This window comes from Mycobacterium sp. NGS34 (assembly GCF_059812845.1).
On the sequence record NZ_JCALDM010000004.1, the window covers coordinates 224,992 to 248,164 of the forward strand.

A 23,173-nucleotide genomic window follows, 5' to 3' on the forward strand; every position below is an offset into this window, starting at 1 on the left:
GTGAGCGCACCCGATAGCCCGGCACTGGCCGGGATGTCGATCGGGGCGGTCCTCGACCTGTTGAGGCCGGATTTCCCCGATGTCACGATCTCCAAGATTCGATTCTTGGAAGCTGAGGGACTGGTGACGCCGCAGCGCGCCGCGTCGGGATATCGCAGGTTCACCGCGTACGACTGCGCGCGGTTGCGGTTCATCCTCACCGCGCAGCGCGACCACTACCTACCGCTGAAGGTGATCCGGGCGCAGCTGGACGCCCTGCCCGACGGCGAGCTGCCGCCGATCGGATCGCCTTACGGGGTACCGCGATTGGTGTCGGTTCCCAACGGCGGGGAATCCGACGCCGTGGCCGAGGCCGCCCCGGACGCGGCGGCGGTCGCCCCGCCGCGGGTCCGGCTGAGCCGGGAGGATCTCCTGGAACGCTCCGGGGTGGACGACGAACTGCTGACGGCGTTGCTGCGGGCGGGCGTGATCACCACCGGCCCGGGCCGGTTCTTCGACGAGCACGCGGTGGTCATCCTCCAATGCGCGCGGGCGCTGGCCGAATACGGCGTGGAGCCCAGGCATCTGCGCGCCTTCCGGTCCGCGGCCGACCGGCAGTCCGATCTGATCGCCCAGATCGCGGGGCCTCTAGTCAAGGCCGGCAAGGCCGGCGCCCGGGATCGCGCCGACGACCTGGCGCGTGAGGTGGCCGCGCTCGCGATCACGTTGCACACCTCGCTGATCAAGTCTGCCGTTCGCGACGTTCTGCATCGCTGAGGATTAGACTTCGTTGGACAGCTTGGTGTTCGGCGGGCTGACGAGTTGCGGAGGGCAGACACAGATGGGCGAAGTTCGTGTTGTCGGCATTCGCGTCGAGCAGCCGCAGAACCAGCCGGTACTGTTGCTGCGCGAGGCCAACGGTGACCGATACCTGCCGATCTGGATCGGTCAGTCCGAAGCCGCCGCCATCGCGCTGGAGCAGCAGGGGGTCGAACCGCCTCGGCCGCTGACGCACGACCTGATCAGGGATCTCATTGCGGCGCTTGGGCATTCGCTGAAAGAGGTGCGAATCGTCGATCTGCAGGAGGGCACGTTCTACGCCGACCTGGTCTTCGACCGCAACATCACGGTCTCGGCGCGCCCGTCGGACTCGGTGGCGATAGCCCTGCGGGTCGGCGTCCCTATCTATGTCGAGGAGGCCGTGCTCGCCCAGGCCGGCCTGCTCATCCCGGACGAGAGCGACGAAGAGGCCAACACCGCCGTCCGCGAGGACGAGGTCGAGAAGTTCAAGGAGTTTCTCGACAGCGTGTCGCCCGACGATTTCAAGGCGACCTAGCCGGGGCCTGCCGCGACGCAAACTCGCACGTTTCGCGTGCGATTCTGCGTATGGTCGGCGTGCGGCTAGGCTGGGCGCCGACATCACGGATCCATCTCATCTGGCGCCGCGATCTCGACACGCTGGCCGATAGTGCTGCCAGTTGGGCCTACGGCCGCCATACTTTGATCACGACTTAAGGCGCGGCGGCTATCGAAAAGCGTAAGCTCACTAGCACTCGGGCCTGAGCACACGTGGCTGCGGTGCAGCCAGAGACGCAGCTAACGATGACAGCGCGATCGGCGAGAGGAACCACCGTGAGCGAGCAGCCACGTCAAGAGCAGCTGGACCTAGCTGACCAAGCGAACGCCGCGAGCAGCGACCAGCCCGCCTCCGCGCCGAGCGCACCCGTGCAGCCCGGGCTGTTCCCGGACGATTCCGTGCCCGACGAGCTGGTGGGCTACCGCGGGCCGAGCGCTTGTCAGATCGCCGGGATCACCTACCGGCAGCTGGACTACTGGGCCCGGACCTCGCTGGTGGTCCCCTCGATCCGCAGCGCGGCGGGCTCCGGCAGCCAGCGGCTGTACTCCTTCAAGGACATCCTCGTTCTCAAGATCGTCAAGCGCCTGCTCGACACCGGCATCTCGCTGCACAACATCCGCGTCGCCGTCGACCATCTGCGCCAGCGGGGCGTCCAGGACCTCGCCAACATCACCCTGTTCTCCGACGGCACCACCGTCTACGAATGCACGTCGGCCGAAGAGGTCGTCGACCTGCTGCAGGGCGGCCAGGGCGTGTTCGGCATCGCGGTGTCCGGGGCCATGCGCGAGCTGACCGGCGTCATCGCGGACTTCCACGGCGAGCGCGCCGACGGCGGCGAGTCGATCGCGGCGCCGGAGGACGAGCTGGCGTCCCGGCGCAAGCACCGCGACCGCAAGATCGGCTGACGGCGCCCTTCCCTCTCCGGCACGAGCGTGCACGGTTGTACACGCTTGACGGCGTGTCGTCGCGCAAACACGCACGCTCGCGATGAAGTGGAGTGGGGCTGACCGCGCGGGTAAACTGGGACCCGCATCGCACTCGAGCGGGAGAGTTTCGTGGCCTCCAGTCACGGACGCCGAAGGAGCAATACCTCTCCGTCAACCTCTCAGGCACCCGGACCGCGCAAGTTAACGATGCCTCTGGAAAGCGGTGGGGACCGGTAGCGGTCCACACCCGCCGATGGGGAAAGGCGCCCGGCCTGTGGCCCGGCGCCGAATCTCTCAGGCGCCCGGCGAACGGGTGAAGACAGAGGGAGAGGGCCGCTAGTCCCTCGACCTCAGGAGTTTCGCAGGTGCCCGACAAATCAACGTTCGCAGCGCGGCACATCGGCCCGGACGGCCAGGCCATCGCGGCCATGCTCGACGTCATCGGGGTCGACTCGTTAGACGAGCTGGCCTCGAAGGCGGTTCCCAGCGGCATCCTCGACACCCGCCCCGACGGGGGCGCCGCGCCCGGCCTGGAAAAGCTGCCGCCCCCCGCCACCGAGGCCGAGACGCTGGCCGAGCTGCGCGCGCTGGCCGACAGCAACACCGTTGCCGTGTCGATGATCGGGCAGGGCTACTACGACACGCTCACGCCGCCGGTGTTGCTGCGCAACATCATGGAAAACCCGGCCTGGTACACCGCCTACACGCCCTATCAGCCGGAGATCAGCCAGGGCCGGCTGGAGGCGCTGCTGAACTTCCAGACGATGGTCGCCGACCTCACGGGCCTCGAGGTCGCCAACGCGTCGATGCTCGACGAGGGCACCGCCGCCGCGGAGGCCATGACCCTGTTGCATCGCGCCGCCCGCGGCACGACGAACCGACTGGTCGTGGACGTCGACGTGTTCGCGCAGACCGCGGCCGTGCTGGCCACCCGGGCCCGGCCGCTGGGCATCGAGATCGTCACCGCCGACCTGCGGGACGGCCTGCCCGACGGTGACTTCTTCGGCGTCATCGCCCAGGTGCCCGGCGCCAGCGGCCGGATCACCGACTGGGCGGCCCTGATCACGCAGGCGCACGAGCGGGGCGCGCTGGTCGCCGTCGGCGCGGACCTGCTGGCCCTCACGCTGATCACCCCGCCGGGGGAGATCGGCGCCGACGTGGCGTTCGGCACCACCCAAAGATTCGGTGTCCCAATGGGATTCGGCGGGCCGCACGCCGGCTACCTGGCCGTGCATGCCAAGCACGCCCGCCAGCTGCCGGGGCGGCTGGTCGGCGTGTCCGTGGATAGTGATGGCGCGCCGGCATTTCGGTTGGCGTTGCAGACCCGCGAGCAACACATCCGCCGCGACAAGGCGACCAGCAACATCTGCACCGCGCAGGTGCTGCTGGCGGTGATGGCCGCGATGTACGCCAGCTACCACGGCGCCGACGGGCTGGTCGGGATCGCCCGCCGCGTGCACGGCCACGCCGAGGCGATCGCCGCGGCACTCGGTGGCGCGCTGGTGCACGACAAGTACTTCGACACCGTGCTGGCCCGGGTGCCGGGCCGCGCCGACGAGGTGCTGGCGGCCGCCAAGGCCAAGGGCATCAACCTGTGGCGCGTCGACGACGACCACGTCTCGGTGGCCTGCGACGAGGCCACCACCGACGCGGACGTCGCCGCGGTCATCGACGCCTTCGGGGTCGCGGCCGCCGCGCCGGCCGGCGTGGACATCGCGACCCGCACCTCGGAGTTCCTGACCCATCCCGCGTTCACGCAGTACCGCACCGAAACGGCGATGATGCGATACCTGCGCACGCTGGCGGACAAGGATATCGCGTTGGACCGCAGCATGATTCCGCTCGGCTCGTGCACGATGAAGCTCAACGCGGCGGCCGAGATGGAGCCGATCACCTGGCCGGAATTCGCGCGCCTGCACCCGTTCGCGCCGGCGTCCGACACCGAGGGCGTGCGCCGCCTCATCGCGGACCTGGAGACCTGGCTGGTGGAGATCACCGGCTACGACGCCGTCTCGCTGCAGCCCAACGCCGGCTCGCAGGGCGAGTACGCCGGCCTGCTGGCCATCCACGACTACCACGCCAGCCGCGGCGAACCGCACCGCGACATCTGCCTCATCCCGTCCAGCGCGCACGGCACCAACGCCGCGTCGGCCGCGCTGGCCGGGATGCGGGTGGCCGTCGTGGCCTGCCGGGACAACGGCGACGTCGACCTCGACGACCTGCGCGCCAAGGTGACCGAGCACGCGGACCGGCTGGCGGCGTTGATGATCACCTACCCGTCCACGCACGGCGTGTACGAGCACGACATCGCCGAAATCTGCGCGGCCGTGCACGACGCGGGCGGGCAGGTCTACATCGACGGCGCCAACCTCAACGCGCTGGTCGGGCTGGCCCGCCCGGGCAGGTTCGGCGGCGACGTCAGTCACCTGAACCTGCACAAGACGTTCTGCATCCCGCACGGCGGCGGCGGGCCCGGCGTCGGGCCGGTGGCCGTGCGCTCGCACCTGGCCCCGTTCCTGCCCGGCCACCCGTACGCCCCGGAGCTGCCCGGGGGTCATCCCGTGTCGGCGGCGCCCTACGGGTCGGCGTCGATCCTGCCGATCAGCTGGGCCTACATCCGGATGATGGGCGCCGACGGGCTGCGGGCGGCGTCGCTGACCGCGATCGCCTCGGCCAACTACATCGCCCGTCGCCTCGACGAGTACTTCCCGGTGCTGTACGCCGGCGAGAACGGCATGGTCGCCCACGAGTGCATCCTGGACCTGCGCGGCATCACCAAGGCGACCGGGGTGACCGTCGACGACGTCGCAAAGCGGTTGGCGGACTACGGCTTTCACGCGCCAACCATGAGCTTCCCGGTCGCCGGCACGCTGATGGTGGAGCCGACCGAAAGCGAGAGCCTGACCGAGGTCGACGACTTCTGCGAGGCCATGATCGCCATCCGCGGCGAGATCGACCGCGTCGGCTCGGGGGAGTGGCCCGCCGACGACAACCCGCTGCGGGGGGCCCCGCACACCGCCGAATGCCTGCTGGTCTCCGCCTGGAAGCACCCGTACACCCGGGAAGAGGCGGCCTACCCGCTGGGCAAGGGCTTTCGCCCCAAGGTGTGGCCGCCGGTGCGCCGCATCGACGGCGCCTACGGCGACCGCAACCTGGTCTGCTCGTGCCCGCCGGTGGAGGCGTTCGCCTAGCCCGTCAGCCGAAGCGCTCGACGATGGCCGCGGCGATCTCCTCGGGTGCGTCCTCCTGGATGAAGTGCTTGGCGTCGGGCAGCTCGACCACGACGTGGTCGGGGAACGCCTCGCGCATCCGCGGCAGCGTCGGGCCGGGTTTGAACGCGAAGTCCTTCATCCCCCAGACGAATAGCGCGGGTTTGGCACCGAGCTGGGCGGGCACCTCGCGCCCGAGCCGCGACAGCAAGGGTTCGGCCGCCAGGATCTGTTTGGGCATCTCGGCCACGCCCTTTCGCGCCTCGGCGCTGGGCTGCACGGCCCGGTAGTGTTCCATCACCGCCGCGCTCGGGCGGTGCTGGGTCCCCGCCGGAATCAGGCGCTCCACAAAGAAATTGTGTTGCAGGATCGCCCACTGCATCGGCGGGCTGCCCATCACGCGGCTGAAGATCTTCGTCGTCAGCTCGTCGGTCTTCCAGAACCAGGTGTTGCCCAGCACGACGCCGCGGACCCGGGCGGCGCGCTCGACGGCGACCGCCATGCTGATGGGCCCGCCCCAGTCCTGGCCCATCGTCAGGTAGCCGTCCAGCCCGAGATGATCTACGAACTCGCCGACCACCCGCGTGTGCTCGTCGATCTTGTATCCGAAGCCGGCCGGCCGCTCCGACAGCCCGAACCCGAGGTAATCGGGTGCGATGCAACGGAATCGGTCGCGCAGCGCGACGATGATGTCCCGGTACAGAAAGCTCCACGTCGGGTTGCCGTGACACAGCAGGATCGGCGGCCCGTCACCCTCGTCGACGTAGTGCATCCGCCCGCGCGAGCTGTCGAACCAGCGCGACTCGAACGGGTACAGGCCGGGATCCGGGGTGAAATCGATGTTCATGGCGCTCCCTTCGGGCAACGCCACGATCGTATGTCGCAGGGGTGACAAGCTCTTGTTCGCGAGCGTAACCGCACGGCGAATTCCGGCCCGGTTTTTCGCAGCCAGGTTACGCTCGCGGGGAGCGAGCCGGACGTCAGCCCAGGAACGTGCCGAGGGCCGTGGCGAGATCGGGGGACGCCGACGTGGCGAGGTTCTGGTAGGCGCCGCCGCTGAGCTGGGCGACGGCCTCCCAGGTGGCCCGGTCGGGGTCGGCGCCGAAGTCGATGACGTTGACCGCGATCGGCTTGGCCGGGTCGGCGCTCTTGCGGATGAAGTCCTGCAATCCGGGCCCGTCCAGGGTTAGGTCGGTGTGCGGCCCCGACGTGATCACTAGTATCGAATTCGGTTGCCCCGCAACATATCTAGCCTGAGCCTCCTGGTAGAGCAGGCGCAGCGTGGTGAAGGACACCGCGCCGCCGGCCGACGAGTACTGCTTGTCCAGCGCGGCCGCCAGCGCCGCCGAGCGCGGCGGGCCACCGGCGGGATTGACCGGATCGCCCAGCGGTCCGCTCGCCACCTCCGAGCGTCCCTCGTGGCCGTCGAACGTCCACAGCCCCACGACGGCGGTGGCCGGCAACGACTTGATCTTTTCCTGCAGCGCCCCGATCACGTTGGCCAGCCGCGACTTTCCGCCTTCCTCGGCGGGCATCGACTGGTCGAGCATGATGGTCGCGGCCAGCCCGCTGGACGGGGCGGCCATCGCCTCGGCCAGCGTGGCGCGCATCGCGTCGTCACCCACCGACAGGGTCGAGGGCAGCGCCGCAAAGCTGGTGACCGGGCTGCTCGGCGGCTTGACGCCGTTCACCCGGAAGCCCGCTTTGGCCAGCTTCGCGAGTTGCTCGGGCTTCTGCATGAAGCGCGCGAACCCGTTGGCCGCCGAGGCCTGTTCCTGGTTCACCCAGGAGCCGTTGAGCAGCACGGCGGGATAGTCGGCGACGGGCACCGCGCCTTGCGGCAGCCAGGACGCCAGCGTGCTCTTGGCGTCGGTCAGCGACTCGCCGCGCTGGTAGAGCTGCTGCTCGGTGATGACCACCGCGTGCACCGGCGCGGTCGCCGGGTCACCCGGCTTGAGCAGCGCATTCAACGCCTCGGTCAGGGAGTTGTCCGCGAGCTTGGGCTGGGCGCCCAGCAGCGTGCGCACGGCGCCGGTGCCCTGCGTCGGCGGCGCACCCGCGGGGGCCGCGCCGGCCGCCACGGCCTCGCCGGCCAGCAACGACGCGTCGGCGTTGCCGGTCATCGGCAGCGCCAGCCGCAGCGACCCCCACGCCGGCAGGTTCAGCCCCGCCAGCGAGTTCGGGTTGGTTTGCAGGCCGGGCAGCGCCGCCCAGCCCTGATTGCCCAGGGCCTGCGCAAGTTCCGGCCGCACGCCGAGCATCACCGGCGAGCTGACCAGGGAATGGCTTTCGGTGATCTTCTGGCCCGACGCGGCCAGCCGCGCGGCGGAGATCGAGCTGCCCGGGATCCACAGCGCCGGCTGGCCGCCCAGGTCGGCCGGCCACTTGCCGGCGAAGCCGTTGACGACGGCGTCGGAGCCGGCCGGTTTGACGCTCACCACCATGCAGTGATCGCCGACCGGGCCGGTCGTGGAGTTGTAGCTCTCGGCGAGCTGCTGCACTGGCTCGGCGATCGACGGGTCGGCGATGACGGCGACCGTCTCCTTGCCTCCCACGCAGCGCGCGGCGGCGGTGTGCGAGCGGTGCGACAGCGCGTCACCGAAGAAGGTCCAGAGGATCACGCCGCCCACCACGACGACGACGGCGACGAGCGCGACGATCACCCCGATGCTGACGCCGCGGCGCCCGCCGTCGCTGCGGTGGCCACCGAGCCGCTCGCCCAGCCCGCGGTGCCCGCCACCGAAACGGGACGGCGGCGCGGCGGGCGTCTCGGCGCTCGCCGCGAATTCCGGATACCCGTCGGCGGTGCCGGTCGCGAACGTGTCGTCGGCGGGGTAGGGGTCCTCGTCCGCGTAGAGGTCACCCCCGGTCGGGAAGCCCTCGTCCAGGTAGTGGCCGTAGTCGGCCCACGGTTCGGCGGCCTCCGGCTGGCCTTCGGCGCGGTGGTGTTGACCCGTGTCGGCGTCGGCGTCGGCAGCCGCGTACTCATCGGCCACGTACTCGTCGGCTGACTCGTCGACGGAATCCTCAGGGTCGGGCATGCTGTGCCTACCCATAGTGGTGCCCGCCGCCTTTCCGTCGACCCGTCGCGTGACTTGTGGACTCGGCGCAGATTCTAGTCATTCGGACCGCATTACCTACCGCATGACGGGCCGTTTTCACGCACCCGCGGCGCGGGCCTTGAACTCGCGCCGGCGCCGATGCAGGATCGGCTCCGTGTAGCCGTTGGGCTGCTGCGTCCCGGACAGAATCAGCTCCTGAGCCGCCAGGAAGGCGATGCTGTCGTCGAAGTTGGGCGCCATCGGCCGGTAAACCGGGTCGCCCTCGTTCTGCCGGTCCACCAACGGCGCCATGCGTTCCAGGCTGGCCCGGACGTCCTCGCTGGTGATCACGCCGTGGCGCAGCCAGTTGGCCAGCAGCTGGCTGGAGATCCGCAGCGTGGCGCGGTCCTCCATGAGCGCGGTGTTGTGGATGTCGGGGACCTTCGAGCAGCCGACGCCCTGCTCCACCCAGCGCACCACGTAGCCGAGGATGGACTGGCAGTTGTTGTCGAGCTCCTCGCGGATTTCCTCTGGCGCCCAGGCCAATTCCTTGGCCAGCGGAATGGTCAGCAGCTCGTCGATGGTGGTGCGCTTCTTGCCCGCGAGCTCCTCCTGCACGGCGCCCACGTCCACGTAGTGGTAGTGCATGGCGTGCAGGGTGGCCGCCGTCGGCGACGGCACCCACGCGGTGGTGGCGCCGGCCTTGGGCTGGCCGATCTTCTGCTCGACCATGTCGGCCATCAGCTCGGTCATCGCCCACATGCCCTTGCCGATCTGGGCCTTGCCCTTGAACCCGGCGGCGAGCCCGATGTCGACGTTGGCGTCCTCGTAGGCCTTGATCCAGGTGCTGTTCTTCATCGCACCCTTGCGGATCATCGGGCCGGCCTCCATGGACGTGTGGATCTCGTCGCCGGTGCGGTCGAGGAAGCCGGTGTTGATGAACACCACCCGGTCGGCGGCGGCCTTGATGCACGCCTTCAAATTGAGCGTCGTACGCCGCTCTTCGTCCATGATGCCGACCTTGAGGGTGCCCTGCGGCAGCCCCAGCACGTCTTCGACGCGGCTGAACAGCTCGCAGGTGAACGCGACCTCGGCGGGCCCGTGCATCTTGGGCTTGACGATGTAGATGGAACCGGTGCGGCTGTTCGTCAGCGGGCCGTTGGCGTCACCGGTCTTGAGCCCGTGGATCGCGGCCAGCCCGGTGAACAGGCCGTCCATGATGCCCTCGAAGATCTCTTTTTCCTCGTCGCCGTCGCCGACGGAGACGATGGCATCGTTGGTCATCAGGTGGCCGACGTTGCGGACGAACAGCAGGCTGCGGCCGGGCAGCGTGAGCTCACCGCCGTCACGCGTGGTGTAGGTGCGGTCGGCGTTGAGCGCGCGGGTGAAGGTCTTGCCGTCCTTGCTGACCTGCTCGACCAGGTCACCCTTGTTCAGCCCCAGCCAGTTGCGGTAGCCCAGCACCTTGTCGTCGGCGTCGACGGCGGTAACCGAATCCTCGAAGTCCATGATCGTGGTGACCGCCGATTCCAGGATCACGTCCTTGATGCCGGCCCGGTCGGTTTGGCCGACGGGCGACTGGGGGTCGATCAGGATTTCGATGTGCAGGCCGTGGTTGACCAGCAACACCGACCAGCTGGGGGAGCCGAGCTCGCCGCTGTACCCGGCGAACTTCTCCGGGCTCGCCAGCCCGACGGGCTCGGCCTCGGCGCCGACGCTGATCTGCAGCTGGCCGTCGGCGATGCTGATGCCGGTCGCGTCGGCCCACGCGCCCGACGCCAGGGGGACGGCCTGGTCGAGGAAGGCGCGCGCGTAGGCGATCACCTTGTCGCCGCGCACCCTGTTGTAGCTCGATCCCTTCTCGGCGCCGTCGGTTTCCGGGATGACGTCGGTGCCGTAGAGGGCGTCGTAGAGGGAGCCCCAGCGGGCGTTCGCCGCGTTCAGGGCAAACCGCGCGTTGAGCACCGGCACCACCAGCTGCGGGCCGGCCGTCGTCGTGATCTCGTCGTCGACACCCGAGGTGGTGATGGTGAAGTCCTCGGGTTCGGGCTGCAGGTAGCCGATTTCGCCGAGGAACGCGCGATAGGCCTCGGCGTCGATCGGCTCGATCACGCGGTGCCGGTGCCACTTGTCGATCTGCGCCTGCAGCTCGTCGCGACGGTTCAGCAAATCCTGGTTCTGCGGCGTCAGGTCGGCCACCACTTTGTCGACGCCGGCCCAGAAGCTGTCCGGGTCGATGTCGGTGCCGGGCAGGGCCTCGTTGTTCACGAAGTCGTAGAGCACTCGGGCGACGCGCAGGTTCCCCACCGACACGCGATCAGTCATTTTTCTCCTCCATCGTGGGCCAAGTAACACCTCACCGGCCCTCAACACGCATTGCCTTCAGCGTACCGACCGGCGGCCCGACGGACGTCATCCGCCCGACCCGCAACAGCAGGTCAGGCGCGCGCTAAGAGCTCCAACGGCGGCGCCGCGGCGAACCGCGAGGATCGCTATCCGGCCCGGCAGCCTTGGAGATCATACGGGCTGCGGCGCGGCCGGCGGGCAGCGGCACTACGCGTCGCGCATGGTGCCGACCAGGTCTTCGACCAGATCTTCCATCGCGACCATCGCAACCACCGCGCCGCCGGCCCGGTCATCGTCGGTCACCAACGCCAGGTGGCTGTTGCTGCGGCGCATCCGCGACAGGGCGTCGGCCAGCGGCAACGACGTCGGGACCTGCGGCAGCGGTCGCACCCAGGCCAGGTCGATCACCGTGTTCGGGTCGTTGTCGAGCGTCAGCACGTCCTTGATGTGCAGGTAACCGATGAACTTCCCGTCGGGGTCGGCGACGGGAAACCGCGAATAGCCGCTCTGGGCCAGCGCCTCTTCGACCGCGCCCACGGTCGGGCCCGAGCCCGCCGCGGCCACCGGCACCGCCCGGATCTCGGCGAGCGGCCGCGCCACGTCGCCGACCCGGCGGTACCGCAGCTGCAGCGCCCGGGTCAGCCGGCCGTGCTCCTCGGCGTCCAACAGCCCTTCGGACACCGATTCGGTGATCATCACCCGCAGCTCCCGGGTGGAAACCGCCACGTCGAGCTGCGACTTGGGCTCGACCCCCAGCGCGCGCAGCACCACGTTGGCGCATTTGTCGTAGAACGCGATGAACGGCCGCGCCGCACGCACGTAGGCCAGGTAGGGCGGCACCAGCAGCATCGCCGCGCGCTCGGGGCCGGCCAGCGCGATGTTCTTCGGCACCATCTCACCCAGCAGCACATGCAGGGTCACCACGATCGCCAGCGCGAGCGCCAGCGACAGCGTGTGCAACAGCGCCGGGTGCCAACCGGCGAGGCCGAACGCCGAGCGCAACAGGTTGGCGACCGCGGCCTCACCGATCCGGCCGAGCAGCAGCGAGGCGACCGTCACTCCCAGCTGCACCCCTGCCAGCATGGACGACAGTTGCTCGCCGGCGCGGATCACCACGACGGCCCGCGCCTTGCCCTGCTCCGCCAGCGCCTCGAGGCGGTCGCGGCGCGCCGAGATCAGCGAGAACTCCGCGCCGACGAAAAACGCGTTCACCCCGATCAACAGGATCGCCAGCAGCGCTCCCAGCCAGTCGTTCACTGCGGGCCCCGCCCCGCGGGCGTTTCGCCCAGCTCCTGCAGCTCGAGCACGTCGATGCGCCGGCCGTCCATCCGGACCACCGTCGCCTGCCAGCGCATCGACGCGTCCGGCAGGCCGTCGGAATCCAGCGCGGTCAGCTCCACCGTCTCCCCGGCCGCGGGGATGTGGCCGAGCTCGCGCAGCACCAGGCCGCCGATCGTCTCGTAGGGCCCTTCCGGGGCCCGAAATCCGGTGGCGGCGGCCACCTCGTCGATGCGCAGCAGCCCGTTCACCCGCCAGCCGGCGCCGGCCGCCACCACGTCCGGGGTCGCGTCGTCGTGTTCGTCGCGGACGTCGCCGACGATCTCCTCGATCAGGTCCTCGACGGTCACCATGCCGGCGGTTCCGCCGTACTCGTCGACGACCATCGCGGTCTGCAGGGGGTTGGCGCGGATCTCGGCCATCACGGCGTCGCCGTCCAGCGTCGAGGGCACCACCGGAACGTGCTGCGCGAGCGTCGTCAGCAGGGTGGTGGCGCGCTCGGCCGCGGGGATCGCGAACACCTGCTTGACGTGCACGATGCCGACCGTCTCGTCGAGGTCGCCGTCGACGATGGGGAAGCGGGAGAAGCCAGACTCGGCGGCCGCCGCGACCAGGTCGGCGACCGTCTCGTCGGTTTCCAGCGCGACGATTTTCGACCTGGGCGTCATCAGTTCCTCGGCGGTCAGCTCGCCGAACTGCAGCGATCGCCGCACCAGCGCGGCGGTGGCGGCGTCCATGGTGCCGCTGCGGGCCGAGTTGCGCACCAGCGACGCCAGCTCCTGCGGCGAGCGGGCCGAGCGCAGCTCCTCGGCCGGCTCGATGCCCAGCTCGCGCACGATCCAGTTGGCCGCGCCGTTGGTCAGCCGGATGGCCGGGGTGAACAGCGCCGAGAACAGCAACTGGAAGCCGGCGACGGCGCGGGCGGTCGACAGCGGGCGCGCGACGGCGAGGTATTTCGGGACCAGCTCGCCGAACACCATCGACACCGACGTCACGATCACCAGCGCCAGGAAAGCGAGGATGGCATCGGCCACCCGGCTCGGAATGCCGATCGCGCTCAGCCCCGGATGCGGCAGGTCGGCCACCAGCGGCTCGGTCAGGTAGCCGGTCGCCAGCGTGGCGATCGAGATGCCCAGCTGGGCGCCCGACAGCTGAAACGACAGCCGCTGTTGGGCGCGCTGGATGAAGCGGTCGCGCCGGCCCCCGTGGCGGGCGTTGGAGTCCACGACGCTGCGGTCCAGGGCGGTCAGCGAGAATTCGGCCGCGACGAAGACCCCGTTGGCGAAGATCAGCAGCGCGATGGCCACCAGGCTGATCAGCGTGATGGTGACGTTCATGGCGGAGACCCCGGGGACGCTGCCCGGATCACGGTGCGGGCCTCGACGCGTGCCAGCGGCACGTCATCCCTTTCCCTCAATGCGGCGCAGCGCTTTGCTGCCAGCCGAAACTCACTTGAATTCACATGGTAGCCAACGCGTGCGGCCGGCAGAACGACCGCGGCGGCGCGCTCACCACCCCAGCGGCAGCGGATGGCCCTCGGCGAACCCCGCGGCCGATTGCACGCCGACGACGGCCCGCTCGTGCAGCTCGGACAGCGTCGAGGCGCCGACGTAGGTGCAGGTGCTGCGCACCCCGGAGGTGATGTGGTCGATCAGGTCCTCGACGCCGCCGCGGTCGGGATCCAGCCCCATCCGGGCCGTCGAGATGCCCTCCTCGAACAACGCCTTGCGGGCGCGGTCGAACGCGGTCTCGGCGCCGCTGCGGGCGACGACGGCCCGCTTGGAGGCCATGCCGTAGCTCTCCTTGTAGGGCTGGTCGTCGCGGTCGCGCATCAGGTCGCCGGGGGACTCGTAGGTGCCGGCGAACCACGACCCGATCATCACGTTCGAAGCGCCGGCGGCCAGCGCCAGCGCCACGTCCCGCGGATGCCGGATGCCCCCGTCGGCCCACACATGCCCACCGAGTTTCCTTGCGGCGGAAGCACATTCGAGCACGGCGGAGAATTGCGGGCGCCCGACGCCGGTCATCATCCGGGTGGTGCACATGGCGCCGGGCCCGACGCCGACCTTGACGATGGTCGCCCCGGCTCCCAGCAGGTCGCGGGTGCCCTCCGCCGACACCACGTTGCCCGCGGCCAGCGGCAGGCCAAGCTCGAGCGACGCGACGACCTTGATCGCGTCCAGCGTCTTGACCTGATGCCCGTGGGCGGTGTCGATGACGAGCACGTCCACGCCGACCTCGGCCAGGGACCGGGCCCGCGCCCCCACGTCGCCGCTGATGCCGACGGCGGCGCCGACGCGCAACCGCCCGCGCGCGTCGGTGGCCGGCGTGTACAGCCCGGCGCGGACCGCCCCGGTGCGGGTGAGCACGCCCGCCAGCGTGCCGTCGGCGCCGGTCACCACGGCGACGCCGATCGGGGCGTGCTCGAGCAGGTCGAAGATCTTGCGCGGCTCGGCGCCCGCCGGGGCCGTCACGAAGTCGGTCACCGCCACGTCGCGCACCCGGGTGAAGCGGTCGACGCCCAGGCACGACGCCTCGGTGACCAAACCGATCGGGCGGCCCTCGAACACGACGACGGCGACACCGTGCGCGCGCTTGTGGATCAGCGCGACCGCGTCGGACACCGAGTCGTCGGGCTCGAGCACCACCGGGGTGTCGAGGACCATGTCACGGCTCTTGACGAAATCCACCGTCTGCTGCACCGCCGGGATGGGCAGATCCTGGGGCAGGATCACCAGCCCGCCGCGCCGCGCCACCGTCTCGGCCATGCGCCGCCCGGCCACCGCGCTCATGTTGGCGACGACGACCGGGATGGTGGTGCCGGAGCCGTCGACGGTGGACAGGTCGACGTCGAAGCGCGACGCGACGTCGGAGCGGTTCGGCACGATGAAGACGTCGTTGTACGTCAGGTCATACCCGGGTCGGTGCCCGTCGAGAAACCTCATGCGATTCGGCTTGCCCCCTTTGCGCCCTTCTACACGCAGAAAGGCTACGCGGGCACTTCGCTGCGGTCCCCGCTCCACAGGGTGTGGAAGCGCTTGTCCGGGTCGTCGTCGGTGCGGCCGTAGGTGTGCGCACCGAAGAAGTCGCGCAGCCCCTGGGTGAGCGCCGCGGGCAGCCGCTCGGTGCGCAGCGCGTCGTAGTAGGACAGCGCCGACGAGAAGCCCGGGATCGGGATGCCCAGCTCGGTGGCGGTCACCACGACGCGACGCCAGCCGTCGATCGCGGCCTCGATCGCGGCGCGGAAGTACGGCGCGACGATCAGCGTCGGCAGGTCGGCGTCCTCGTCGAACGCCTCCTTGATGCGGTTGAGGAACTTCGCCCGGATGATGCAGCCGCCGCGCCAGATGGTGGCCAGGTCGCCCGGCGTGATGGCCCAGTCGTACTCGGCGCTGCCGGCCTGAATCTGGTTGAACCCCTGGGCGTAGGCGATGATCTTCGACGCGTACAGGGCCTGCCGCACGTCCTCGACGAATTGCGTTGCGTCGGTTGGCCTTTCGCCGAGCCGCCCGGACGCCAGCCCGGTGGTGGCCTTGCGCTGGGTGACGGAGCCCGACAGCGCGCGGGCGAACACCGCCTCGGCGATGCCGGTGACGGGCACGCCGAGGTCCAGCGCCGACTTCACCGTCCAGCGCCCGGTGCCCTTCTGCTCCGCCTCGTCGAGGATGACGTCGACGAGCGGCTTGCCGGTCTTGGCGTCCGTCTGGCGCAGGACCTTTGCGGTGATCTCGACGAGGAAGCTGTCCAGGTCGCCCTTGTTCCACTCGTCGAACACGTCGGCGATCTCCTCGGCGGTCTTGCCGAGCCCGTCGCGCAGCAGCTGGTAGGCCTCGCCGATCAGCTGCATGTCGGAGTACTCGATGCCGTTGTGCACCATCTTGACGAAGTGGCCGGCGCCGTCCGGGCCGATGTGGGTGCAGCACGGGACGCCGTCGACGTGCGCGGAGATCTCCTCGAGCAGCGGGCCCAGCGACTTGTAGGACTCCGCCGGTCCGCCCGGCATGATCGACGGCCCGTTCAGCGCCCCCTCCTCACCGCCGGAGATGCCGGCGCCGACGAAGTGCAGCCCGCGCTCGCGCATCGCCTTCTCCCGGCGGATGGTGTCGGTGTAGAGCGCGTTGCCGCCGTCGATGATGATGTCGCCTTCCTCCATCGCGTCGGCGAGCTCGTTGATGACGGCGTCGGTCGGGTCGCCGGCCTTGACCATGATCAGCACCCGCCGCGGCTTCTCCAGCGTGTCGAGGAATTCCGCGATGGTTTCCGAGCGCACGAACTTGCCCTCGTCGCCGTGCTCGGACAGCAGCGCGTCGGTCTTGGCGACGGACCGGTTGTGCAGCGCCACCGTGTACCCGTGGTGGGCGAAGTTGCGGGCGATGTTGGAGCCCATGACGGCGAGGCCGGTGACGCCGATCTGCGCGGTACCGGTCTGAGAATTCTTGGAATTCGGGGCACTCATGGCTTGGCCTCTCAGGTCGCAGAACTTTTTCGACAAGCTGTCGGATCACACTGTGGCACAGCCGACTCCGGGAGGCATTCCAGGGTGATGGCCCACTCCGACGCTAGACGGTGAACAGCCGTCGCAGCTCGATGAGCCACGGCACGACCAGCGCCACGGTCGGCATCACGAACACGGCGGCCGCGGCCAGGTATGCGGTGGCCGCCAGCAGCAGGCTGTTGCCGCGGCCCGAGAGCCGGCGCACCCGCACCACCGTGCTGGTGCCGCCCATTGCCAGCGCACCCGACGGCGCCCGCCCGGAGGCGCAGGCGACCAGCGCCCGGGCCAGGGGAGTGCGCCCGGTGGCGCGCACCGCGGCGTCGTCCGCCAGGAGCTCGACGAGCAACTGCACCGCGCGCAGCGCGTTGGCGCTGCGGACGAACCGTGGGAAGGCGGCGTGTGCCGCGGTGAACGCCTCCAGCACCAGGTCGTGGCGGGCGCGCAGGTGGGCCCGCTCGTGGGTGAGGATGGCGGAAACCTCGGCATCGCCGAGCGTCTTCAGCGTTCCCTCGCTGACCACCACCCGGCTGCGCACGCCCGGCAGGCAATAGGCGAGCGGCTGCGCGACGTCCAGGACGCGCAGGTCGCGGGTCTTGGCGCACGGCTGAGCGAGGGCCGCCCCGTGTCCGACGCCGACGAGATCGACCACCATGCGGTGATGGGCCCGCCGCCGCCGATTGGCGATGGCGACCCGCACGACCGCGACCGTCAACCGGACGCCGATCAGCACGGTCAGCGCGAAAACCGCGATGTACGCCGTCCACAGCGGCCAGCCCAGTCGGCCGGCCGCGCCCATGACGCTGGCGGTGGGCCGCCCGTCGGGGCCGGGCACCAGCACCCGGCTGGCGATCGCGATCCCGGCGCTGAACGCCGAGAGCACCGCGGCCAGGGCGACGGCCTGCCACAACACCATCGCGGCACGCGGGGCGCGCAGCGGCCACGTCGCGCGTGCTAGTAGGGCCGGCACCGGGCCGACCAACAGCACCGCGAGGATGGAGAAGGCCAGCGCGGACACGCTGCCAGTCTCCCTCAGTCCTCCGCTGGCGCGCCAGCCGACCGGGCGTTGTCGCGCGGATTGGCTTCCAATTCGGCCAGCGCGCGCCGAAGCGCCTCCGCCTCGTCGGCGCCGACGCGCTCGACGAAGTGCACCAGGGCGGCCTGCCTGCCCCCGGAGTCCTCGGCCTGGGCCAGCGCGTCCACCATCAGCCCGGCGACGAGCTCGTCGCGCCCGTGCACCGGCGCGTACCGGTGGGCGCGATCGTCGCGGATCTGGGAGACCAGATTCTTCTTGGCCAACCGTTGCAGCACGGTCATGATCGTCGTGTAGGCGAGGTCGCGTCGCGCCGACAACGCTTCGTGGACTTGGCGGACGGTCTGGGGCTCCGGCGTGGACCACAGATGATCCATCACGGCGCGTTCCAGATCCCCTAGCCGGGTCAGTTTGGCCATAGTGCGTTCATCTCCTGAGCGTCGAAACCAGCGTACTCCGCTTACTACCGGCCGTCGTATCTATCCGGGCGCAGCGGGGCTCGGTAATACCGAAACCATACCTTGCGAAATTAGGGCAGCCTTGCCTATGCTGATGGCGGTCGAGCGACATGACCGCGGCGAGTCCTGAGGGCTGCAGTGACCCCCGGTCTACTCGATCGGCGAGCCCCGCGCAGCAGCGCGGGGCTCGCCCGTTTCGGGGGATGTTTTCCTCGCCGGTGGCCCGGATCGCCGATGGTGTAGACACATGAGCGTGCCACCGCCACCCGATGCGCCATTGCCGCCGAACTTCACCGCGCCGTTCGACGGCGAATTGGGGCTGCACTACACCGAACTCAGCCCGGACCGCGTGCGCGCCCAACTCGAGGTCACCCCGAAACTGTTGCAGCCCATGGGCCTCGTGCACGGCGGCGTCTACTGCTCGGTGATCGAGAGCATGGCCAGCGTGGCCGCCTACACCTGGCTGAACACCAACGGCGACGGCGGCAACGTGGTCGGGGTCAACAACAACACGGATTTTCTGCGCTCGATCAGCTCCGGGATGGTGTACGGCACCGGCGAGCCGATTCACCGCGGCCGGCGCCAACAGCTGTGGCTGGTCACCATCACCGACGACGACGATCGGGTGGTGGCCCGCGGTCAGGTGCGGCTGCAAAACCTCGAGGCTTAGCCGGCGTCAAGCCCGGCCGAGCCGACCGGCACCCCTCGATCCGGTCGGCCGGAGGGTCAGCTGGCCCGCCTGGCCGCCGGACGTTTTGCCTCCGCCGCCGCCACCGCCAGCTGTTCGATGCGGGTGCGGGCGAACGCCTGCTGCTCGGTGATGGTCAGCTGGCCGCGGCGCGTGCTCAGGAAGGTGACCGTCCACGACAGCAGCGTGCTCACCTTCGTCTTGAAGCCGACCAGGTACACCAGGTGCAGCACCAGCCACATCAGCCAGGCGATGAAGCCGCTGAACTCCAGCGGACCGATCTTGGCCACCGCGGAGAACCGCGACACCGTGGCCATCGAGCCCTTGTCGAAGTACTGGAACGGCTCGCGCTCGGCCGGATCGGCCCCGTTCAGTTCCGCCTTGAGCGTGCTCGCGACGTACTTGGCGCCCTGGATGGCTCCCTGCGCCACGCCCGGCACGCCCTCGACGGCGGCCATGTCGCCGATCACGAACACGTTCGGGTGTCCGGGGATGGACAGGTCGGGCAGCACCTTGACGCGTCCGGCGCGGTCGACCTCGACCGAGGACTGCTCGGCCAGGTCCATGCCCAGCCCGCTGGCCTGGACCCCGGCCGACCACACCTTGCACGCGGATTCGATGCGCCTGGTGGTGCCGTCGGAGTCCTTCACCGTGATGCCGTTGCGGTCGACGTCGGTGACCATCGCCCCCAGCTGGATTTCCACGCCCATCTTCTCCAGCCGCGCGGCCGCCCGCTCGCCGAGCTTTTCGCCGAACGGCGGCAGCACCGCGGGGGCGGCGTCGAGCAGGATCACCCGCGCGCGGGTGGAGTCGATGTGCCGGAAGGACCCCTTCAGGGTGTGGTTGGCGAGTTCGGCTATCTGCCCGGCCATTTCGACGCCGGTGGGGCCGGCGCCGATGACGGTGAACGTCAACAGCTTTGCGCGTCGCTCCGGGTCGCGGGACCGTTCGGCCTGCTCGAAGGCGCTCAGGATTCGGCCCCGCACCTCCAGCGCGTCGTCGATCGATTTCATGCCGGGCGCGAACTCGGCGAACTGGTCGTTGCCGAAGTAGGACTGGCCGGCCCCGGCCGCGACAATCAATGTGTCGTAAGGGGTTTCGTAGGTGTGGCCGAGCAGGTCCGACACGACGAACCGGCCCTCGAGATCGATGTGCGTGACGTCGCCGAGCAGCACTTGGACGTTGCGCTGCCTGCGCAGGACGACCCGGGTGGGCGGGGCGATGTCGCCTTCGGACACGATGCCGGTGGCCACCTGGTACAGCAGCGGCTGGAACAGGTGGTGGGTGGTGCGCGCGATCAGCTTGATGTCAACGTTGGCGTGCTTGAGCTTCTTTGCCGCATTGAGCCCGCCGAATCCCGACCCGATGATGACGACTTGGTGACGACGGTCGGGTGCAGCAGTGGCTTCTGCTTGCGTGCTCATGTGGGGGCAGGCTCCTGATCGGGGTCGCTGGACGCGCGATTCCAGTTAGCTACCACGCTAATAAAGGCGATACCCCGAAACCCAGATCGTAAGCATGTGTAATGAACCACATCACGCATCGGGCCTGGTCGAGTGAACGTGATACTCGTCATGCCCGGTGCGCGATGCGGTTTGCGTTACAACCCCGCGATCGGACGCAGGGCTTCGCCGGCCGCGGTGATGACGCCCGGCGTGTAGAACGGCATGTTGATGATCACCCCGGAGATGCCGGCGTCGAACACCTTGGTCTTGAGTTGCTCGGCGACCGACTCCGCGCTGCCGACCACCATGCGCTGGCCCATCTCGGCGGGAATCTGGTCGGCCTTGAAGTTCTCGTCGACGACCACCGTGGTCAGCGTGCTGGTCTCCAAAGTGGCCGGGTCGCGGCCGATCTCCTCGCATCGCTCCCGCACCACCTTCAGCTTGGCGGGCAGCTCGTCGAACCCGGCGATGACGTTGAGGTGGTCGAAGTGGCGCGCCGCGAGCGGGATCGTCTTCTTCTCGCCGCTGCCGCCGATCATCAACGGAATGTGGTCGCGGAAGCGGGGATTGGCCATCGCCTCCTTGGCCTGATACCACTTGCCGGAGAAGCTCGGCCGTTCGCCCTTGAGCATCGGCAGGATGATCTGCAGCGCCTCCTCGAGCCGGTTGAACCTGTCGGTGAAGGTGCCGAATTCGAAGCCCAGCTGATCGTGTTCGAGTTCGAACCAGCCGGTGCCGATGCCCAGGATCGCCCGGCCCTGGCTCACCACGTCCAGCGTCGTGATGATCTTGGCGAGCAGCGTCGGGTTGCGGTAGGTGTTGCCGGTCACCAGGGTGCCCAGCTGCACCCGTTCGGTTGCGGTGGCCAGGGCGCCCAGCGCGGTGTAGGCCTCCAGCATGGGCTGATCGGGATCGCCCAGCATGGGCAGTTGGTAGAAGTGGTCCATGACGAAGACCGAGTCGAATCCGGCCGCCTCGGCCTCCTGAGCCTGGGCGATAACGGTGGGGAAGAGCTTGTCCACCCCGGTGCCGTAGGAAAAGTTGGGAATCTGCAAACCAAGTCGGATAGCCACGTTGTTCACCGTAGCCACCGGCCCGGTATCAGAACCAGGGTGTGAAACCGATCTGATTCAGCCTCAGGCGAAATGAGCCAGCGCGCCGTGGCTGACGTGCAGCGTCTGGCCGGTGATGTGGCGCGCCGCCGGGGTGGTGAGGAACAGCGCCAGGCGGGCGACCTCGGCGGCGACCGTCGGCGGCGTGCGCGACAGCCCGTCGTAACCGGCCTGCGCGCTGCGCCCGCTGGCCACCGCGTTGACGGTGATCCCGCGGGTGCCGAAGGCTTCCGCCTGGCCCGCGGTCCAATTCGACAGCGTCGCCTTGATCGCGGCGTCGATGCTTCCGGCGGGCGGGTTCTCCGGCACCACGCTGATGATCGAGCCACCGGAGCGCAGGTGATCGCCGACGGCCTGGACGGTCAGCGCCACGGACAGCACCGTGGCATCGAGGGCGTTGCGCCAGGCTTTGGCCGTGTCGGCCATCGAGTAGGTGCGGGGGTCGCCCGCGTCCCAGGCCGGCGCCGGCACGTTGACGATGGTGTCGAGGTGGTGGGGGAACAGCCCGCGCGCCTCGGCGAGACTCGCCGGGTCGGTGGTGTCGCAGACGATGGCGTCGACGTCGAGTTCCTTCGCGGCGACCTCGAGGTCGCTGCGGCTCGCGCCCACCAGGGTCACTTTGTGACCGTCGTCGCGGAAGCCCTCGGCCACAGTGCGCCCCAGCTCCGTGTCGCCCCCGGTGACCAGAACTTCCACGGCCATGACCTCCTCGTATCGACGTTGAACCCAGAAGCTGCCTGGGACCTCAGCGCGTTTATGGCATAAATCTAAGAAGATGTTACTGGACGGTAGCTACTCCGCGAAACTCCGGGCCCCGCGACGCGCGGATTATTTGCATAACTATTCGGCAGCCACTTGTTTGCGGCGATTAGCCGCCGCACCGACCGCATCATCGGCGGACTAGGGTGCCCTCATGCGGCGAATCGGCATCGTGAGCGGTTTGGTTTCGACGGTGCTGGTGTCCGCGCTGGCGTCGGGCCTGCTCGGCTGCAGCTCGAAAACGCCGTCGTCCCCACCCACTCAGCCCGCCCCGACCGCCGGGAAGGTTGTCGTGTTCGCCGCGGCCTCGCTGAAGCCGGCGTTCGGCCAGATCGCCGAGCAGTTCAAGATCCAAAACCCCGGCAGCACCGTCGATTTCGAGTTCGCGGGCTCGTCCGAGCTCGCCACGCAGTTGACCCAGGGCGCCACCGCCGACGTCTTCGCGTCGGCGGACACCGCCCAGATGGACACGGTCGCCAAGGCGGGGCTGCTGGCCGGCCCGTCTGCGAACTTCGCCTCGAACACGCTGGTCATCGTCACGGCGCCGGGCAACCCGAAGAAGATCGGGTCCTTCGCGGACCTCGGCAAGTCGGGGCTGAGCGTCGTGATCTGCCAGAAGCCGGTCCCGTGCGGGTCCGCGACCCAGCGCGTCGAGGACGGCACCGGGGTGCGCCTCAACCCGGTCAGTGAGGAACTCAACGTGACCGACGTCCTCAACAAGATCACCACCGGACAGGCGGACGCCGGGCTGGTGTACGTCACCGACGCCCACAGCGCCGGGAACAAGGTGGCGACCGTGAACTTTCCGGAGGGCGCCGGCGCCGTGAACGTCTATCCGATCGCGGTGTTGAAGAGCGCCGCGCAGGCGACGTTGGCGCAAAAATTCGTGGCGATGGTCACCGGCGACACCGGCCAGAACATCCTGGCCCGGTTGGGCTTCGCCAAACCCTGACGCAGCCGCGTGGACAGACGCGCTACAAACCTCCACATCGACAGCGACTACTAGGTTGAGGCGGTGTAGATCGCCCGATCACGGTTAGGGGTGTACGG

Annotated in this window: 18 protein-coding genes and 2 riboswitches; of the genes, 6 read left to right on the top strand and 12 right to left on the bottom strand. The window is 69.4% G+C overall.

The window, feature by feature from the left end:
- The 4 genes from ftsR (at position 1) to gcvP (ending at position 5,453) form a co-directional block, all read left to right on the top strand.
- The gene (gene ftsR, locus AC5Y7V_RS12720) at positions 1 to 756 is read left to right on the top strand and encodes a transcriptional regulator FtsR (RefSeq protein ID WP_499880391.1); all 756 of its coding nucleotides are present in this window, start codon (positions 1 to 3) and stop codon (positions 754 to 756) included.
- Between the two features lie 64 nt (positions 757 to 820).
- On the top strand, positions 821 to 1,315 hold the full coding sequence (locus AC5Y7V_RS12725; protein WP_066933175.1) for a bifunctional nuclease family protein: 495 nt from the start codon (positions 821 to 823) through the stop codon (positions 1,313 to 1,315).
- A gap of 296 nt (positions 1,316 to 1,611) precedes the next feature.
- Positions 1,612 to 2,241 (top strand): MerR family transcriptional regulator, encoded by a 630-nt coding sequence (locus tag AC5Y7V_RS12730; RefSeq protein WP_067013021.1) that lies wholly within the window; start codon positions 1,612 to 1,614, stop codon positions 2,239 to 2,241.
- Between the two features lie 128 nt (positions 2,242 to 2,369).
- A riboswitch (glycine riboswitch) is annotated at positions 2,370 to 2,467 on the top strand.
- Positions 2,468 to 2,469: 2 nt separating this feature from the next.
- Positions 2,470 to 2,595, top strand: a riboswitch (glycine riboswitch).
- A 32-nt stretch (positions 2,596 to 2,627) separates the two neighbouring features.
- Complete coding sequence (gene gcvP, locus AC5Y7V_RS12735; protein WP_499880392.1) at positions 2,628 to 5,453, top strand: aminomethyl-transferring glycine dehydrogenase; 2,826 nt, start codon at positions 2,628 to 2,630, stop codon at positions 5,451 to 5,453.
- Positions 5,454 to 5,457: 4 nt separating this feature from the next.
- On the opposite strand, the gene AC5Y7V_RS12740 is transcribed toward gcvP, so the two are convergent.
- From AC5Y7V_RS12740 to AC5Y7V_RS12780, 9 genes are all read right to left on the bottom strand, one after another.
- On the bottom strand, positions 5,458 to 6,318 hold the full coding sequence (locus AC5Y7V_RS12740) for a haloalkane dehalogenase (RefSeq protein WP_499880393.1): 861 nt from the start codon (positions 6,316 to 6,318) through the stop codon (positions 5,458 to 5,460).
- A gap of 133 nt (positions 6,319 to 6,451) precedes the next feature.
- Positions 6,452 to 8,527, bottom strand: coding sequence for a substrate-binding domain-containing protein (locus AC5Y7V_RS12745; protein WP_499880394.1), 2,076 nt, complete (start codon positions 8,525 to 8,527; stop codon positions 6,452 to 6,454).
- Positions 8,528 to 8,629: 102 nt separating this feature from the next.
- Positions 8,630 to 10,837, bottom strand: a complete 2,208-nt coding sequence (locus AC5Y7V_RS12750; RefSeq protein ID WP_499880395.1) for a malate synthase G — start codon at positions 10,835 to 10,837, stop codon at positions 8,630 to 8,632.
- 228 nt (positions 10,838 to 11,065) lie between these two features.
- Positions 11,066 to 12,115: a hemolysin family protein gene (locus AC5Y7V_RS12755; RefSeq protein WP_499880396.1), complete on the bottom strand. Its 1,050-nt coding sequence runs from the start codon at positions 12,113 to 12,115 to the stop codon at positions 11,066 to 11,068.
- Positions 12,112 to 13,473, bottom strand: coding sequence for a hemolysin family protein (locus tag AC5Y7V_RS12760; RefSeq protein WP_499880397.1), 1,362 nt, complete (start codon positions 13,471 to 13,473; stop codon positions 12,112 to 12,114). Before AC5Y7V_RS12760 ends, AC5Y7V_RS12755 begins: the two co-directional genes overlap by 4 nt.
- Positions 13,474 to 13,644: 171 nt before the next feature.
- Positions 13,645 to 15,081: a GuaB1 family IMP dehydrogenase-related protein gene (locus AC5Y7V_RS12765; RefSeq protein WP_499880398.1), complete on the bottom strand. Its 1,437-nt coding sequence runs from the start codon at positions 15,079 to 15,081 to the stop codon at positions 13,645 to 13,647.
- A 44-nt stretch (positions 15,082 to 15,125) separates the two neighbouring features.
- Entirely contained in the window at positions 15,126 to 16,592 is a 1,467-nt protein-coding gene (gene gnd / locus AC5Y7V_RS12770) for an NADP-dependent phosphogluconate dehydrogenase (protein ID WP_499880399.1), read from the bottom strand.
- A 103-nt stretch (positions 16,593 to 16,695) separates the two neighbouring features.
- A complete protein-coding gene (locus tag AC5Y7V_RS12775) occupies positions 16,696 to 17,646 on the bottom strand; it encodes a M56 family metallopeptidase (protein WP_499880400.1) in 951 nt (316 codons plus the stop codon).
- A gap of 14 nt (positions 17,647 to 17,660) precedes the next feature.
- A complete protein-coding gene (locus tag AC5Y7V_RS12780; RefSeq protein WP_499880401.1) occupies positions 17,661 to 18,080 on the bottom strand; it encodes a BlaI/MecI/CopY family transcriptional regulator in 420 nt (139 codons plus the stop codon).
- A 292-nt stretch (positions 18,081 to 18,372) separates the two neighbouring features.
- Here AC5Y7V_RS12780 and AC5Y7V_RS12785 point away from each other — a divergent pair, with 292 nt between their 5' ends.
- Entirely contained in the window at positions 18,373 to 18,789 is a 417-nt protein-coding gene (locus AC5Y7V_RS12785) for a PaaI family thioesterase (protein ID WP_499880635.1), read from the top strand.
- Between the two features lie 56 nt (positions 18,790 to 18,845).
- Here AC5Y7V_RS12785 and AC5Y7V_RS12790 read toward each other — a convergent pair whose 3' ends face one another.
- The 3 genes from AC5Y7V_RS12790 to AC5Y7V_RS12800 form a co-directional block, all read right to left on the bottom strand.
- Entirely contained in the window at positions 18,846 to 20,231 is a 1,386-nt protein-coding gene (locus AC5Y7V_RS12790) for an NAD(P)/FAD-dependent oxidoreductase (RefSeq protein ID WP_499880402.1), read from the bottom strand.
- A 176-nt stretch (positions 20,232 to 20,407) separates the two neighbouring features.
- Entirely contained in the window at positions 20,408 to 21,325 is a 918-nt protein-coding gene (locus tag AC5Y7V_RS12795) for an LLM class F420-dependent oxidoreductase (protein WP_499880403.1), read from the bottom strand.
- A gap of 63 nt (positions 21,326 to 21,388) precedes the next feature.
- Positions 21,389 to 22,066 (bottom strand): SDR family oxidoreductase, encoded by a 678-nt coding sequence (locus tag AC5Y7V_RS12800; RefSeq protein ID WP_499880404.1) that lies wholly within the window; start codon positions 22,064 to 22,066, stop codon positions 21,389 to 21,391.
- 211 nt (positions 22,067 to 22,277) lie between these two features.
- Between AC5Y7V_RS12800 and modA the strand changes: the two genes are divergently transcribed.
- On the top strand, positions 22,278 to 23,075 hold the full coding sequence (gene modA, locus AC5Y7V_RS12805; protein WP_499880405.1) for a molybdate ABC transporter substrate-binding protein: 798 nt from the start codon (positions 22,278 to 22,280) through the stop codon (positions 23,073 to 23,075).
- Positions 23,076 to 23,173: the final 98 nt, after the last annotated feature.

What these genes read in the sequence shown, in the direction of transcription:
- AC5Y7V_RS12800 (WP_499880404.1), bottom strand. Translation starts at nt 22,066, where the DNA reads ATGGCCGTGGAAGTTCTGGTCACCGGGGGCGACACGGAGCTGGGGCGC.
- AC5Y7V_RS12750 (WP_499880395.1), bottom strand. Translation starts at nt 10,837, where the DNA reads ATGACTGATCGCGTGTCGGTGGGGAACCTGCGCGTCGCCCGAGTGCTC.
- gnd (WP_499880399.1), bottom strand. Translation starts at nt 16,592, where the DNA reads ATGAGTGCCCCGAATTCCAAGAATTCTCAGACCGGTACCGCGCAGATC.
- AC5Y7V_RS12740 (WP_499880393.1), bottom strand. Translation starts at nt 6,318, where the DNA reads ATGAACATCGATTTCACCCCGGATCCCGGCCTGTACCCGTTCGAGTCG.
- AC5Y7V_RS12765 (WP_499880398.1), bottom strand. Translation starts at nt 15,081, where the DNA reads ATGAGGTTTCTCGACGGGCACCGACCCGGGTATGACCTGACGTACAAC.
- modA (WP_499880405.1), top strand. Translation starts at nt 22,278, where the DNA reads ATGCGGCGAATCGGCATCGTGAGCGGTTTGGTTTCGACGGTGCTGGTG.
- AC5Y7V_RS12780 (WP_499880401.1), bottom strand. Translation starts at nt 18,080, where the DNA reads ATGGCCAAACTGACCCGGCTAGGGGATCTGGAACGCGCCGTGATGGAT.
- AC5Y7V_RS12745 (WP_499880394.1), bottom strand. Translation starts at nt 8,527, where the DNA reads ATGGGTAGGCACAGCATGCCCGACCCTGAGGATTCCGTCGACGAGTCA.
- AC5Y7V_RS12725 (WP_066933175.1), top strand. Translation starts at nt 821, where the DNA reads ATGGGCGAAGTTCGTGTTGTCGGCATTCGCGTCGAGCAGCCGCAGAAC.
- AC5Y7V_RS12790 (WP_499880402.1), bottom strand. Translation starts at nt 20,231, where the DNA reads ATGAGCACGCAAGCAGAAGCCACTGCTGCACCCGACCGTCGTCACCAA.
- AC5Y7V_RS12760 (WP_499880397.1), bottom strand. Translation starts at nt 13,473, where the DNA reads ATGAACGTCACCATCACGCTGATCAGCCTGGTGGCCATCGCGCTGCTG.